Below are 14,081 nucleotides of genomic sequence, written 5' to 3'. Positions count from 1 at the left end.
GACGATTAACCATCATGGTTGAACTTGAAATAGACGGCAAGAAGGTCGAGGTGCCCGAAGGCAGCATGGTGATCCAGGCTGCGACGAAGGTCGACACGTACATTCCTCACTTCTGCTATCACAAGAAGCTGTCGATCGCGGCCAACTGCCGGATGTGTCTCGTCGATGTCGAGAAGATGCCGAAGGCCGTGCCCGCGTGCGCGACGCCGGTGTCGGCCGGCATGGTCGTGCGCACGATGTCCGACAAGGCGGTGAAGGGACAGCAAGCCGTGATGGAGTTCCTGCTGATCAATCACCCGCTCGACTGTCCGATTTGCGACCAGGGCGGCGAGTGTCAGCTGCAGGATCTCGCGGTCGGCTACGGCAAGTCGGCGTCGCGCTACAGCGAAGAGAAGCGCGTCGTGTTCCACAAGAACGTCGGCCCGCTGATCTCGATGGAAGAGATGTCGCGCTGCATCCACTGCACGCGCTGCGTGCGCTTCGGCGACGAGATCGCCGGTGTGATGGAGCTGGGCATGCTCGGCCGCGGCGAGCATTCGGAGATCACGTCGTTCGTCGGCAAGACCGTCGATTCGGAACTCTCCGGCAACATGATCGACCTGTGCCCGGTCGGCGCGCTGACGAGCAAGCCGTTCCGCTTTTCCGCGCGGACGTGGGAGCTGTCGCGCCGCAAGTCGGTGAGCCCGCACGATTCGACCGGCGCGAACCTCGTCGTGCAGGTGAAGAACAACCGCGTGATGCGCGTGTTGCCGTTCGAGAACGAAGCGATCAACGAATGCTGGATCTCGGACAAGGACCGCTTCTCGTATGAAGGGCTGAACGCCGAAGACCGTCTCACGCAGCCGATGATCAAGCAGGGCGGCGAGTGGATCGAGACGGACTGGCAGACGGCGCTCGACTACGTGGTGAAGGGCATCAAGGGCATCAGCGACCAGCACGGCGAAAGCGCGATCGCCGCGCTCGCGAGCCCGCACGCGACCGTCGAGGAACTGTTCCTGCTCAAGCAGCTCGCGAACGCGATCGGCACGCCGAACGTCGATTTCCGCCTGCGCCAGAGCGACTTTTCCGCGCCGGTGACCGGCGCGCCGTGGCTCGGCACGAAGATCGCCGACCTGTCGTACGCGGACGCCGCGTTCGTGATCGGCTCGTTCCTGCGCCGCGACCATCCGCTGTTCGCCGCGCGTCTGCGCCAGGCCGCGAAGGGCGGCGCGCAGATCACGATGCTGCAGGCCACGGCCGACAACTCGCTGATCCCGAATTCGCAGCGCATCGTCGCCGCGCCGTCCGCGTGGCTCGACGAACTCGCCGGCATCGCGGCCGCGGTCGCGCAGGCGCGCGGCGTCGCGCTGCCGGACGCGTTCGCAGGCGCGCAGGCGTCGGACGCCGCGAAGCAGGTCGCCGCGTCGCTCGCGAGCGGCGAGCGCCGCTACGTGCTGCTCGGCAACTCGGCGGTCCAGCATCCGGACTTCTCGCGCGTGCATGCGGCGGCTGAATGGATCGCCGAAACCACCGGCGCGACGCTCGGGTTCCTGACCGAAGCGGGCAACACGGTCGGCGGTTATCTGGCCGACACGCTGCCGGGCCGCGACGGCCTGAACGCGCGCGAGGCGTTCGAGCAGCCGCGCAAGGGTTATCTGCTGCTGAACGTCGAACCGGAATTCGATACCGCGAACCCGGCCGCCGCGCGCGCCGCGCTCGGCCACGCCGAAATGGTCGCGGTGCTGTCGCCGTTCAAGACCGGCCTCGACTACGCGGACGTGCTGCTGCCGGTCGCGCCGTTCACCGAGACGTCCGGCACGCTCGTGAACGCGGAAGGCACCGTGCAGACGTTCAACGGCGTCGTGCGCCCGCTCGGCGAGACGCGCCCTGCGTGGAAGGTGCTGCGCGTGCTCGGCACGCTGCTGAACGCGCCGGGCTTCGACTACGACACCGCCGACGAAGTGCGCCGCAAGGCGCTCGGCGACGGCAGCCTCGACGCGCGCCTGTCGAACAAGGCCGGTGCGCCGCTCACGCGCGGCACGCTCGCGAAGGCGGCGGAAGGCCGCTTCGAGCGCGTCGCCGACGTGCCGATCTACCACGCCGACCCGGTCGTGCGCCGCGCGGAATCGCTGCAGCTGACGATGGCGGCCCGCGCCGCGAACACGATCGGCCTGCCGGCCGCGCTGTTCGACCAGCTGGGTTTGAAGAACGGCGACGCGGTGCGCGTGCGCCAGGGCGACCTGTCGGCGACCGCGCCGGCCGTGCGCGATGCGAATCTTGCGCCGACGGCGGTGCGCGTGTCGGCGGCGACGCCGGTCGGCGCGGCGCTCGGCAGCCTGTTCGGTGAACTGCTGGTGGAGAAGGCGTAAATGAGCTTGTTCGATACGATCAATGCAGGCGGCAGCCAGCTACTCGGCGTGGCATGGCCCACGGTCTGGGCGCTGGTGCGCATTCTCGTCGTCGCGGTGGTGATCCTGCTGTGCGTCGCGTACCTGATCCTGTGGGAGCGCAAGCTGATCGGCTGGATGCACGTGCGGCTCGGCCCGAACCGCGTCGGTCCGGCCGGCCTGCTGCAGCCGATCGCCGACGTGCTGAAGCTGCTGCTGAAGGAAGTGATCCAGCCCGCGCAGGCGAGCCGCTGGATCTACATGATCGCGCCGATCATGGTGGTCGTGCCGGCGTTCGCCGTGTGGGCGGTGATCCCGTTCCAGGCGGGCGCGGTGCTCGGCGACATCAACGCGGGGCTGCTGTACGTGATGGCGATCTCGTCGATCGGCGTGTACGGCGTGATTCTCGCGGGCTGGGCGTCGAACTCGAAATACGCGTTCCTCGGCGCGATGCGCGCCGCCGCGCAGATGGTGTCGTACGAAATCGCGATGGGCTTCGCGCTCGTCGTCGTGCTGATGGTGTCCGGCACGCTGAACCTGTCGGGCATCGTCGAATCGCAGGAGCGCGGCATCTTCGCGGGCTGGGGCCTCAACTTCCTGTCGTGGAACTGGCTGCCGCTGCTGCCGATGTTCGTCGTGTACTTCATCTCGGGCATCGCCGAAACGAACCGCCACCCGTTCGACGTGGTGGAAGGGGAGTCGGAAATCGTCGCCGGTCACATGATCGACTACTCGGGGATGGGCTTCGCGCTGTTCTTCCTCGCCGAGTACATCAACATGATCGTGATCTCGGCGCTCGCCTCGGTGCTGTTCCTCGGCGGCTGGAGCGCGCCGTTCGGCTTCCTGTCGTTCATCCCGGGCGTGTTCTGGCTCGTGCTGAAGGTGTTCTTCCTGCTGTCGGTGTTCATCTGGGCGCGCGCGACGTTCCCGCGCTACCGCTATGACCAGATCATGCGTCTCGGCTGGAAGGTGTTCATTCCGGTGTGCGTCGTGTGGCTGGTGGTCATCGGCTTCTGGTACATGTCGCCGCTGAGTATCTGGAAATAAGGAAGGGCGAGAGACCATGAACGCTATCCAGAATTTCTTCAAGACGTTCTTCCTGACGGAACTGCTGAAGGGACTCGCGCTGACCGGACGCTATGCGTTCAAGCGCAAGGTCACCGTGCAGTTCCCGGAGGAAAAGACGCCGATGTCGCCGCGCTTTCGCGGCCTGCACGCGCTGCGTCGTTACGAAAACGGCGAAGAGCGCTGCATCGCGTGCAAGTTGTGCGAGGCCGTGTGTCCGGCGCTCGCGATCACGATCGAGTCGGACGTGCGCGCGGACAACACGCGCCGCACGACGCGTTACGACATCGACCTGACCAAGTGCATCTTCTGCGGTTTCTGCGAGGAAAGCTGCCCGGTCGATTCGATCGTCGAGACGCACATCCTCGAATATCACGGTGAAAAGCGGGGCGACCTGTATTTCACGAAAGACATGCTGCTGGCCGTCGGCGACCGCTACGAAGCGCAGATCGCGGCGAACAAGGCAGCGGATGCACCGTACCGTTGAGTTTCAGTTTGACGCTGCATCGGCCCGCGGTCCGGGCCGGCCGCGGCGCGGCGAGGGCTGGTCTGGCCGCCAGTCAACGTTGCGCGACCCGCTTCACGATGGCCTAACGACGAACCGGTAATCATGGAATTCACGACCGTACTGTTCTACATCTTCGCGCTGCTGCTGGTGCTGTCAGGGCTGAAGGTGATCACCTCGCGGAACCCCGTCGCGTCCGCGCTGTTCCTCGTGCTCGCGTTCTTCAATGCGGCCGCGATCTGGATGCTGCTGGAAGCGGAATTTCTCGCGATCCTGCTGGTGCTCGTCTACGTCGGCGCGGTGATGGTGCTGTTCCTGTTCGTCGTGATGATGCTGGACATCAACGTCGACGTGCTGAGCCGCGACTTCAAACGCTTCGTGCCGATGGCGACGGTGGTCGGCGCGATCATCGTGGTCGAGACCGCGCTGATCCTGTGGCACGGCTTCGGCGGCACCACGACGCCGGTGCACGACACGTCGGCCGCCGCCGCGAACGCGATGTCGAACACGCACCTGATCGGCAAGATCATCTACACCGACTACATCTTCGCGTTCGAGGTCGCCGGCCTGATCCTGCTGGTCGCGATCATCGCGGCGATCGCGCTGACCGTGCGCGAGCCGAAGGACAGCAAGAAGCAGAACGTGTCGAAGCAGGTCCACGTCCGCCGCGAGGACCGCGTGCGCATCGTGAAGATGCAGGCCGTGAAGGAAGAACCGGAAGCGCCCGCGGAGCCGGCCACGAACGAAACCGCCCCCGGCGCGAACCGCTGAACCGGGGAGGAGAAGAATCCATGTTGACCCTTGCCCATTACCTCGTGCTCGGCGCGATCCTGTTTGCGATCTCGATCGTCGGCATTTTTCTGAACCGCCGCAACGTCATCATCATCCTGATGGCGATCGAACTGATGCTGCTTGCGGTGAACACCAACTTTGTCGCGTTCTCCCATTACCTGGGCGACGCACATGGCCAGATATTCGTTTTCTTCGTGCTGACCGTTGCGGCAGCCGAAGCGGCGATCGGTCTGGCAATTCTGGTAACCCTGTTCCGCAGCCTCGACACGATCAATGTCGAGGATCTGGATCAGCTCAAAGGTTAACCTGAGGGTAGGCTGTTATGGCAACGACATTGAACGAAAACCTGTTGCTGGCGATCCCGCTCGCGCCGCTCGCCGGTTCCCTTATTGCCGGGCTGTTCGGCAAGACGATCGGGCGCAAAGGCGCGCACTCGGTCACGATACTCGGCGTCGCCGTCGCGCTGGTGCTGTCCGTGATCACGTTCTTCAACGTGCTCGGCGGCGCGAGTTTCAACGCGACCGTGTACGAGTGGATGTCCGTCGGCGGACTGAAATTCGAGGTCGGTTTCCTCGTCGACTCGCTGACCGCGCTGATGATGTGCGTCGTGACCTTCGTGTCGCTGATGGTGCACATCTACACGATCGGCTACATGGCGGACGACGACGGCTACGAGCGTTTCTTCTCGTACATCGCCCTCTTCACGTTCTCGATGCTGATGCTCGTGATGAGCAACAACTTCCTGCAGCTGTTCTTCGGCTGGGAAGCGGTGGGCCTCGTGTCGTACCTGCTGATCGGCTTCTACTTCCAGCGTGAGAGCGCGATCTACGCGAACATGAAGGCGTTCCTCGTGAACCGCGTCGGCGACTTCGGCTTCCTGCTCGGGATCGGTCTGCTGCTCGCGTACGGCGGCTCGCTGAACTACAACGACGTGTTCGCGAAGGGCCACGAACTCGCGTCGCTGACGTTCCCCGGCACGCAGTGGAACCTGCTGACGGTCGCGTGCATCTGCCTCTTCATCGGCGCGATGGGCAAGTCCGCGCAGTTCCCGCTGCACGTGTGGCTGCCCGACTCGATGGAAGGCCCGACGCCGATCTCCGCGCTGATCCACGCGGCGACGATGGTGACGGCCGGCATCTTCATGGTCGCGCGGATGTCGCCGCTCTTCGAACTGTCCGAAGCGGCGCTGTCGTTCATCGTCGTGATCGGCGCGATCACCGCGCTGTTCATGGGTTTCCTCGGCATCGTGCAGAACGACATCAAGCGCGTGGTCGCGTACTCGACGCTGTCGCAGCTCGGCTACATGACCGTCGCGCTCGGCGTGTCCGCCTACCCGGTCGCGATCTTCCACCTGATGACGCACGCGTTCTTCAAGGCGCTGCTGTTCCTCGGCGCGGGTTCGGTCATCATCGGCATGCATCACGACCAGGACATGCGCAACATGGGCGGCCTGCGTAAATACATGCCGATCACCTGGATCACGTCGCTGATCGGCTCGCTCGCGCTGATCGGCACGCCGTTCTTCTCCGGCTTCTACTCGAAAGACTCGATCATTGACGCGGTGAAGCTGTCGCATCTGCCGGGCTCGGGTTTCGCGTACTTCGCGGTCGTCGCGAGCGTGTTCGTCACGGCGCTGTACTCGTTCCGCATGTACTTCCTCGTGTTCCACGGCGAAGAGCGCTTCCGCAAGCCGAAGCATCCGGAGTCGCCGATGGGCGCCGAAGCGGCGGCCCATCACGGCGGTCACGACGACCATCATCACGTACACGTGCCGCACGAATCGCCGTGGGTGATCTGGGTGCCGCTCGTGCTGCTCGCGATTCCCTCGGTGATCGCCGGCGCGATCGCGGTCGGGCCGCTGCTGTACGGTAGCTTCTTCCAGAACGGCGTCGCGTCCGACAAGGTGATCTTCATCGGCGCGAACCACCCGGCGCTCGGCGAAATGGCCGAGGAGTTCTCCGGCTGGGCCGCGATGGGCGTCCACTCGGTCGCGGGCCTGCCGGTGTGGCTCGCGCTCGCTGGCGTCGTCGTCGCGTGGTTCTTCTACATGTTGCGTCCCGATCTGCCGGCTACCGTGCAGCGCACGTTCGCGCCGGTCCACAAGCTGCTGTCGAACGCCTATTACATCGACAAGATCAACGAAATCGTCTTCGCGCGGGGCGCGCTTGCGATCGGCCGTGGTCTGTGGAAAGAGGGCGACGTCGTGGTCATCGACGGCGTGGTCAACGGCAGCGCGAAGTTCATCGGCTGGTTTGCGGGCGTGATCCGCTTCCTGCAATCCGGCTACATCTATCACTACGCGTTCGCGATGATCATCGGGATGCTGGGGCTCCTGACCCTGTTTGTAACGCTCGGCGGCAAATAAGGCGAGGGAAACGCATGCACACAACTCCGATTCTCAGTATTGCAATCTGGTTGCCGATCGTATTCGGCGCTCTTGTTCTTGCAGTGGGTTCCGACAGGAACCCGGCGACGGCCCGGTGGCTGTCGTTAGTCGGTTCGGTGCTTGGTTTTCTCGTGACGCTACCGCTGGTGTCGGGTTTCGACGCCAGCACCGCCGATCTCCAGTTTGTCGAGAAGTCGGTCTGGATCGAGCGTTTCAACATTACGTACCACCTCGGCGTCGACGGCCTGTCGATGTGGCTCGTCGTGCTCACCGCGCTGATCACGGTGATCGTCGTGATCGCCGGCTGGGAGGTGATCACGAAGAACGTCGCGCAGTACATGGCGGCCTTCCTGATCCTGTCCGGGTTGATGATCGGCGTGTTCTGCGCGGCCGACGGCCTGCTGTTCTACGTGTTCTTCGAGGCCACGCTGATCCCGATGTACATCATCATCGGGGTGTGGGGCGGCCCGAACCGCGTGTACGCGGCGTTCAAGTTCTTCCTTTACACGCTGGCCGGCTCGCTGCTGATGCTGGTCGCGCTGCTGTACCTGTACACGGACACGCATACGTTCGACCTCGCGACGTGGCAGGCCGCGAAGATCCCGATGACGCCGCAGATCCTGCTGTTCATCGCGTTTTTCCTCGCGTTCGCGGTGAAGGTGCCGATGTGGCCGGTGCACACGTGGCTGCCGGACGCGCACGTCGAGGCGCCGACCGGCGGCTCGGTCGTGCTGGCGGCGATCATGCTGAAGCTCGGCGCATACGGCTTCCTGCGCTTCTCGCTGCCGATCGCGCCGGACGCAAGCCACTTCCTCGCGCCGGTCATCATCACGCTGTCGCTGATCGCGGTGATCTACATCGGCCTCGTCGCGATGGTGCAGTCGGACATGAAGAAGCTGGTCGCGTATTCGTCGATCGCGCACATGGGCTTCGTCACGCTCGGTTTCTTCATGTTCGGCCAGCTCGGCATGGAAGGCGCGATCATCCAGATGATCTCGCACGGCTTCGTGTCGGGCGCGATGTTCCTGTGCATCGGCGTGCTGTACGACCGGATGCACTCGCGCCAGATCTCGGACTACGGCGGCGTCGTGAACACGATGCCGAAGTTCGCGGCGCTCGCGATGCTGTTCTCGATGGCGAACTGCGGGCTGCCGGGCACGTCCGGTTTCGTCGGCGAATTCATGGTGATCCTCGCGGCGGTGCAGTTCAACTTCTGGATCGCATTCGGCGCGGCGTTCACGCTGATTCTCGGCGCGGCGTACACGCTGTGGATGTACAAGCGCGTGTACTTCGGCGCGATCGCCAACGACCATGTGCGCGAACTGAAGGACATCAACTGCCGCGAGTACCTGATGCTGGCGGTGCTTGCGCTGCTGACGCTCTTCATGGGCATCTATCCGAAGCCCTTTACCGACGTGATGCACGTTTCCGTGGATAACCTCCTCACCCACGTCGCGCAGTCGAAGCTGCCGGTGTCCCCGTAACACCGGCTGGAGTACCAGGAAACCATGACCTACACCACTATGAACTCCCTGCTGCCCGACGCGCTGGTGATGGCCGCCGTCGTCGTCGCGTGGCTCAACGACACGTTCGCCGGACCGGCCGGCCGGCGCACGACCTATTTCATCGCGTTGCTTTCCACAGTGGTGGCCGGCATCTGGTTTGCGGTTCAGGCGTTCGATCCGCACGTGTACTACTACTTCTCGCGGATGTACGTCGTCGATCCGTTCGCGAGCGCGATGAAGGCGGTGGTGTCGCTCGGGTATGCGGTGTCGATCGTGTACTCGCGCAAGTATCTGGAGGACCGCGACCTGTTCCGCGGCGAGTTCTTCCTGCTCGGGATGTTCTCGCTGCTCGGCCAGATCGTGATGATCTCCGGCAACAACTTCCTCACGCTGTACCTCGGCCTCGAACTGATGTCGCTGTCGCTGTACGCCGTGATCGCGCTGCGCCGCGATGCGACGCAGTCGAACGAGGCGGCGATGAAGTACTACGTGCTCGGCGCGCTCGCGTCCGGTTTCCTGCTGTACGGCATCTCGATGCTGTACGGCGCGACCGGCGCGCTCGAACTGGACGAAGTGCTGAAGGCGATCGCATCCGGCCACATCAACGACGTGGTGCTGCTGTTCGGCGTGGTGTTCGTCGTCGCCGGCGTCGCGTTCAAGATGGGCGCGGTGCCGTTCCACATGTGGGTGCCCGACGTCTATCAGGGCGCGCCGACCGCGATGACGCTGCTGACCGGCGGCGGACCGAAGGTCGCCGCGTTCGCGTGGGCGGTGCGGTTCCTCGTGATGGGCCTCTTGCCGCTCGCGGTGGACTGGCAGCAGATGCTGATCATTCTCGCGGCGCTGTCGCTGATCGTCGGCAACATCACCGGTATCGTCCAGCGCAACGTGAAGCGGATGCTCGCGTACTCGGCGATCTCGAACATGGGTTTCGTGCTGCTCGGCCTCGTCGCCGGCATCGTGGACGGCAAGGCGGCGTCGGCCGCGAGCGCGTACAGCTCGGCGATGTTCTACAGCATCGTGTACCTGATCACGACGCTCGGCGCCTTCGGCGTCGTGATGCTGCTCGCGCGGCGCGACTTCGAGGCGGAGACGCTCGACGACCTCAAGGGGCTGAACCAGCGCAGCCCGGTGTTCGCGTTCGTGATGATGATCATCATGTTCTCGCTCGCCGGCATCCCGCCGACGGTCGGCTTCTACGCGAAGCTCGCGGTGCTCGAAGCGACGATGAACGCGGGCCTCACGTGGCTCGCGGTGCTCGCGGTGATCACGTCGCTGTTCGGCGCGTTCTACTACCTGCGCATCGTGAAGCTGATGTACTTCGATGCGCCGCTGGACACCGCGCCGATCGAAGGCCATGCGTGCAACCGCGCGCTGCTTACGCTGAACGGCGTCGCGGTGCTGGTGCTCGGCATCGTGCCGGGTCCGCTGATGACGCTGTGCCTGCAGGCCGTCACCCATACGCTGCCGCTGTAAGCATGTCGGCGGCGGGCTGGTTCATCGTGCTGCTGGCGCTCGTGGGCGCGAACCTGCCGTTCGCGAACCAGCGGCTGTTCGGCGTCGTGCCGCTGCGCGCGCAGAAGAAAAGCGCGTGGTGGCGCATCGCCGAACTGATCGTGCTGTATTTCGTCGTCGGCGCGTTCGGCTTCCTGCTCGAAGCGCAAGCCGGCAACCGTTTCGAGCAGGGCTGGCAGTTCTACGCGATCACGTTCAGCCTGTTCGTCGTGTTCGCGTTTCCGGGCTTCGCCTGGCAATATCTGGTCAAGCGCCGCGTCGCGTGACACGCGGCCGGCACCTTTGGTCATCACCGCTTCGGTGACACCCACCGCAGTTCCTCAGAGGCGAACATGGCTGCTGAAATTCCGGATCACGACGCCGCGCTCACCGAGAAGTGCATCGAGACCTCGACGCCATACCGCGGCAATTTCCTGACCTTGAAGCGCGACGTGATCGAACTGCCGGACGGCAAGCACGCAACGCGCGAGTACGTGCAGCATCCGGGCGCGGTGATGGTGATCCCGCTGTTCGACGACGGCCGCGTGCTGATGGAAAGCCAGTTCCGTTATCCGCTCGGCCGCGTGATGACCGAGTTTCCCGCCGGCAAGCTCGATCCGGCCGAAGGCACGCTCGCGTGCGCGAAACGCGAGCTGCGCGAGGAAACCGGCTACACCGCGCGCGAATATTTCTTCCTGACGCGCATCCATCCGGTGATCTCGTATTCGACCGAGTTCATCGACATCTATCTCGCGCGCGGGCTGACCGCTGGCGACGCGAAGCTCGACGAAGGCGAGTTCCTCGAAGTGTTCACTGCGACGCCGTCGGACCTGATCGAATGGGTGCGCACCGGCAGGATCAGCGACGTGAAGACGGTGATCGGCACGTTCTGGCTGGAGAAGGTGTTGTCCGGCGCGTGGCCGCTCGGCGAACCGGCGCAGGCATAGGCGTAACGACGCGCGGCGGGTAAAGGACGGCGGCTCGTTGAGCCGCCGTCGTCGCATCTGGACACCTCTTTTGACGCGTCAGCGGCGCTTCGCGCACGGCGCTACAATCGCGGTCGCGCCGCATAAAGTCGGCACGCGCAAATTTTTCGAACGATCGTTCACAAATTCGCAGATTGCGCTAAACTCACACGCAAGCCCCGATTCCACATGAAGGTCCTCGATTTACAGTGCCCGGACGGTCACCGGTTTGAAGGCTGGTTCGCTTCGGCCGAAGAATTCGAATCGCAGTTGTCGCGCAAGCTGGTCGAATGCCCGGTTTGCGGTGCGACCGAAGTGAACCGTCTGCCTTCCGCGCCTCGGCTCAACCTGTCCGGCGCGGGCGACAAGCCCGCACCGCAGGACGCCGCGTTGTGGCAGGCGCACGCGATGCGCGTGATACGCGAGGTACTGGAAAAGACCGAGAACGTGGGCGACCGTTTCGTCGAGGAAGCCCGGCGCATTCACTACAACGAAGCGCCGGCGCGCAACATCCGCGGAGTGGCTTCGGCGGACGATGCGCGAGCCCTCGTCGAAGAAGGCATCGACGTGATGCCGCTGCCCGTTCCCGCCGCGCTGAAGGGTCCGCTGCAATAAGCGGTCCGTCTGTCGCGGCGGCTGCTGGCCGCGGCGAGGAGACAACCGCGCATGGATCTGGATTATTCCGCCGCTGACGACGCATTTCGCGCCGACATCCGCGCCTGGCTCGCGGCCAACGTGCCCGCCGAGCTGAGCGACAAGGTTCTCAACCACAAACGACTGACCCGCGACGATCTCGCGCGCTGGCACAAGCTGCTCGGCGCGCGCGGCTGGTCCGCGCCCGCGTGGCCCGTCGAGTACGGCGGCCCCGGCTGGGACGCGACGCAGCGCCATATCTGGGACGAGGAGTGCGCGCGGATCGGCGCGCCGCCGGTGCTGCCGTTCGGCGTGTCGATGGTCGCGCCGGTGCTGATGAAGTACGGCAACGACGCGCAGAAACGCTACTACCTGCCGCGCATTCTGGCCGGCGACGACTGGTGGTGCCAGGGCTACTCGGAACCGGGTTCGGGTTCCGATCTCGCGTCGCTGCGCGCGCGCGCGGAGCGCCACGGCGACCACTACGTCGTGAACGGCCAGAAGACGTGGACCACGCTCGGCCAGCACGCGGACATGATGTTCTGCCTCGTGCGCACCGATCCCGCCGCGAAGAAGCAGGAGGGCATCTCGTTCCTGCTGATCGACATGAAGACGCCCGGCATCACCGTGCGTCCGATCATCACCCTCGACGAGGACCACGAGGTCAACGAAGTATTCTTCGAGGACGTGAAGGTGCCGGTCGAAAACCTCGTCGGCGACGAGAACCGCGGCTGGACCTACGCGAAATATCTGCTCGGTCACGAGCGCACCGGTATCGCGCGGGTCGGCCAGTCGAAGCGCGAACTCGCGTTCCTGAAGCAGATCGCGTTGCGGGAAAAGAAGAACGGCAGGCCGCTGCTGCACGATCCGCTGTTCGCCGCGCGCGTCGCGTCGCTCGAAATCGAATTGATGGCGCTCGAAGTGACGGTGTTGCGCGTCGTCGCGAACGAAGCGGGCGGGCGCGGCCCCGGTCCGGAAGCGTCGATGCTGAAGATCAAGGGCACCGAGGTGCAGCAGGCGCTCACCGAATTGATGGTCGATGCGATCGGGCCGCTCGCCGCGCCGTTCGACGTGCCGTTCCTCGAAGGCGAGCACGACCATGCGGCGAGCGGCGACGACGACGCCGCGCCGCTCGCCGCGTATTACTTCAACTACCGCAAGACGTCGATCTACGGCGGCTCGAACGAAATCCAGAAGAACATCATCGCGCAGATGATGCTCGGCCTTTGAGGAGCGGCGCATGGACTTCAACTTCACCGATGAGCAGCAGCAACTGGCCGACGCGCTGCGTCGTTATCTGGACCGCAACTATGCGTTCGACGCGCGCCAGGCGATCGTCGCGACGCCCGATGGCGTATCCGCCGCGCACTGGCGCGCGTTCGCCGAACTCGGCCTGACCGCGCTGCCGGTGCCGGCCGATCAGGGCGGTTTCGACGGCGGTCCGTTCGACCTGCTGGTCGTGATGCAGGAACTCGGCCGCGCATTGGTCGTCGAGCCGTACTGGGCGACGGCGGTCGGCGTCGAGGCGCTGAAGCTCGCGGGTCCGGCGCAGCCGGACAACGCGCAACTGCTCGAACGCGTCGCGCAGGGCGAGGCCCGGCTGGCCGTCGCGTTCCACGAGCCGCACGCGCGTTACGACCTGTTCGCGATCGACACCGTGGCGACGCCGCATGGCGACGGTTTCGTGCTGTCCGGCGCGAAGTCGGTCGTGCAGCACGGCGCGCAGGCCGACTACTGGATCGTGCCGGCGCGCCTGAACGGCGACGTCGCGCTGTTCGTCGTCGCGCGCGATGCGCACGGCGCAGGCGTGACCGGCTACCGGACCATCGACGGCCAGCGCGCGGCGACGCTGACGTTCGACGCGACGCCCGCGCGCCGTCTCGGCGGGGCCGAGACCGGCGCGCTCACGTGGGAGCGCATCGCGGACTACGGCGCGCTGCTGTTGTGCGCGGAAGCGGTCGGCGCGCTCGACGCGCTGAACCACGCGAGCGTCGAATACACGAAGACGCGCCAGCAGTTCGGCGTGCCGATCGCGCGTTTCCAGGCGTTGCAGCACCGGATGGCCGACATGCTGATCCACGCGGAGCAGGCGCGCTCGCTCACCTATCTCGCGGCCGCACGCTACAGTAGCGAGCGGCCGGACGAGCGCCGCCGCGCGGTGTCGGCCGCGAAGGTGCGCGTCGGCCAGGCGTCGCGTTACGTCGGCCAGCAGGCGGTGCAGCTGCACGGCGGAATGGGCGTCACGAACGAGGTCGCGGCCGCGCATCTGTTCAAGCGGCTCGCGATCATCGACACGACGCTCGGCGACGTCGATCATCATCTGGAACGTTTCGCCGGCTTGCCCGGCTTTGCGCAGGCGGCCGCGTGACG

General features: G+C 65.1%; 13 protein-coding genes. All 13 read left to right on the top strand.

The window, feature by feature from the left end; all coding sequences use genetic code 11:
* Positions 1-14: 14 nt before the first annotated feature.
* The 13 genes from nuoG to BLV92_RS13105 all read left to right on the top strand — a co-directional run bounded on the left by nuoG (position 15) and on the right by BLV92_RS13105 (position 14,079).
* Positions 15-2,348 (top strand): NADH-quinone oxidoreductase subunit NuoG, encoded by a 2,334-nt coding sequence (gene nuoG / locus BLV92_RS13165; protein ID WP_090545547.1) that lies wholly within the window; start codon positions 15-17, stop codon positions 2,346-2,348.
* On the top strand, positions 2,349-3,413 hold the full coding sequence (nuoH, locus tag BLV92_RS13160) for an NADH-quinone oxidoreductase subunit NuoH (protein WP_090545545.1): 1,065 nt from the start codon (positions 2,349-2,351) through the stop codon (positions 3,411-3,413).
* Between the two features lie 16 nt (positions 3,414-3,429).
* On the top strand, positions 3,430-3,918 hold the full coding sequence (gene nuoI, locus BLV92_RS13155; RefSeq protein WP_090545543.1) for an NADH-quinone oxidoreductase subunit NuoI: 489 nt from the start codon (positions 3,430-3,432) through the stop codon (positions 3,916-3,918).
* Between the two features lie 123 nt (positions 3,919-4,041).
* Complete coding sequence (locus tag BLV92_RS13150; protein WP_090545541.1) at positions 4,042-4,707, top strand: NADH-quinone oxidoreductase subunit J; 666 nt, start codon at positions 4,042-4,044, stop codon at positions 4,705-4,707.
* A gap of 20 nt (positions 4,708-4,727) precedes the next feature.
* A complete protein-coding gene (gene nuoK, locus BLV92_RS13145) occupies positions 4,728-5,033 on the top strand; it encodes an NADH-quinone oxidoreductase subunit NuoK (RefSeq protein WP_090545539.1) in 306 nt (101 codons plus the stop codon).
* Between the two features lie 17 nt (positions 5,034-5,050).
* Positions 5,051-7,093 (top strand): NADH-quinone oxidoreductase subunit L, encoded by a 2,043-nt coding sequence (gene nuoL, locus BLV92_RS13140; RefSeq protein WP_090545537.1) that lies wholly within the window; start codon positions 5,051-5,053, stop codon positions 7,091-7,093.
* A gap of 14 nt (positions 7,094-7,107) precedes the next feature.
* A complete protein-coding gene (locus BLV92_RS13135; RefSeq protein ID WP_090545535.1) occupies positions 7,108-8,598 on the top strand; it encodes an NADH-quinone oxidoreductase subunit M in 1,491 nt (496 codons plus the stop codon).
* A 39-nt stretch (positions 8,599-8,637) separates the two neighbouring features.
* The gene (gene nuoN, locus BLV92_RS13130) at positions 8,638-10,095 is read left to right on the top strand and encodes an NADH-quinone oxidoreductase subunit NuoN (RefSeq protein ID WP_090545533.1); all 1,458 of its coding nucleotides are present in this window, start codon (positions 8,638-8,640) and stop codon (positions 10,093-10,095) included.
* 2 nt (positions 10,096-10,097) lie between these two features.
* Positions 10,098-10,400, top strand: a complete 303-nt coding sequence (locus tag BLV92_RS13125; RefSeq protein WP_090545532.1) for a DUF2818 family protein — start codon at positions 10,098-10,100, stop codon at positions 10,398-10,400.
* A 66-nt stretch (positions 10,401-10,466) separates the two neighbouring features.
* Positions 10,467-11,060, top strand: a complete 594-nt coding sequence (locus tag BLV92_RS13120; RefSeq protein WP_090545530.1) for an NUDIX domain-containing protein — start codon at positions 10,467-10,469, stop codon at positions 11,058-11,060.
* A gap of 207 nt (positions 11,061-11,267) precedes the next feature.
* Positions 11,268-11,693, top strand: a complete 426-nt coding sequence (locus tag BLV92_RS13115) for a DUF1178 family protein (RefSeq protein WP_090545527.1) — start codon at positions 11,268-11,270, stop codon at positions 11,691-11,693.
* 51 nt (positions 11,694-11,744) lie between these two features.
* Positions 11,745-12,941, top strand: coding sequence for an acyl-CoA dehydrogenase family protein (locus BLV92_RS13110; protein ID WP_090545525.1), 1,197 nt, complete (start codon positions 11,745-11,747; stop codon positions 12,939-12,941).
* 10 nt (positions 12,942-12,951) lie between these two features.
* Positions 12,952-14,079: an acyl-CoA dehydrogenase family protein gene (locus tag BLV92_RS13105; protein WP_090545523.1), complete on the top strand. Its 1,128-nt coding sequence runs from the start codon at positions 12,952-12,954 to the stop codon at positions 14,077-14,079.
* Positions 14,080-14,081: the final 2 nt, after the last annotated feature.

Origin of the sequence: Paraburkholderia caballeronis (assembly GCF_900104845.1) — a bacterium.
GTDB lineage: Bacteria > Pseudomonadota > Gammaproteobacteria > Burkholderiales > Burkholderiaceae > Paraburkholderia > Paraburkholderia caballeronis.
Note: the sequence above shows the minus strand (reverse complement) of the source record. Positions and strands in the feature narration are given on the sequence as shown.

Excerpts from the sequence above, each read along its gene's own strand:
- nuoK (WP_090545539.1), top strand. The coding sequence starts at position 4,728 with ATGTTGACCCTTGCCCATTACCTCGTGCTCGGCGCGATCCTGTTTGCG.
- nuoN (WP_090545533.1), top strand. The coding sequence starts at position 8,638 with ATGAACTCCCTGCTGCCCGACGCGCTGGTGATGGCCGCCGTCGTCGTC.
- BLV92_RS13105 (WP_090545523.1), top strand. The coding sequence starts at position 12,952 with ATGGACTTCAACTTCACCGATGAGCAGCAGCAACTGGCCGACGCGCTG.
- nuoL (WP_090545537.1), top strand. The coding sequence starts at position 5,051 with ATGGCAACGACATTGAACGAAAACCTGTTGCTGGCGATCCCGCTCGCG.
- nuoG (WP_090545547.1), top strand. The coding sequence starts at position 15 with ATGGTTGAACTTGAAATAGACGGCAAGAAGGTCGAGGTGCCCGAAGGC.
- nuoI (WP_090545543.1), top strand. The coding sequence starts at position 3,430 with ATGAACGCTATCCAGAATTTCTTCAAGACGTTCTTCCTGACGGAACTG.
- BLV92_RS13115 (WP_090545527.1), top strand. The coding sequence starts at position 11,268 with ATGAAGGTCCTCGATTTACAGTGCCCGGACGGTCACCGGTTTGAAGGC.
- BLV92_RS13150 (WP_090545541.1), top strand. The coding sequence starts at position 4,042 with ATGGAATTCACGACCGTACTGTTCTACATCTTCGCGCTGCTGCTGGTG.
- BLV92_RS13125 (WP_090545532.1), top strand. The coding sequence starts at position 10,098 with ATGTCGGCGGCGGGCTGGTTCATCGTGCTGCTGGCGCTCGTGGGCGCG.
- BLV92_RS13120 (WP_090545530.1), top strand. The coding sequence starts at position 10,467 with ATGGCTGCTGAAATTCCGGATCACGACGCCGCGCTCACCGAGAAGTGC.
- BLV92_RS13110 (WP_090545525.1), top strand. The coding sequence starts at position 11,745 with ATGGATCTGGATTATTCCGCCGCTGACGACGCATTTCGCGCCGACATC.
- nuoH (WP_090545545.1), top strand. The coding sequence starts at position 2,349 with ATGAGCTTGTTCGATACGATCAATGCAGGCGGCAGCCAGCTACTCGGC.
- BLV92_RS13135 (WP_090545535.1), top strand. The coding sequence starts at position 7,108 with ATGCACACAACTCCGATTCTCAGTATTGCAATCTGGTTGCCGATCGTA.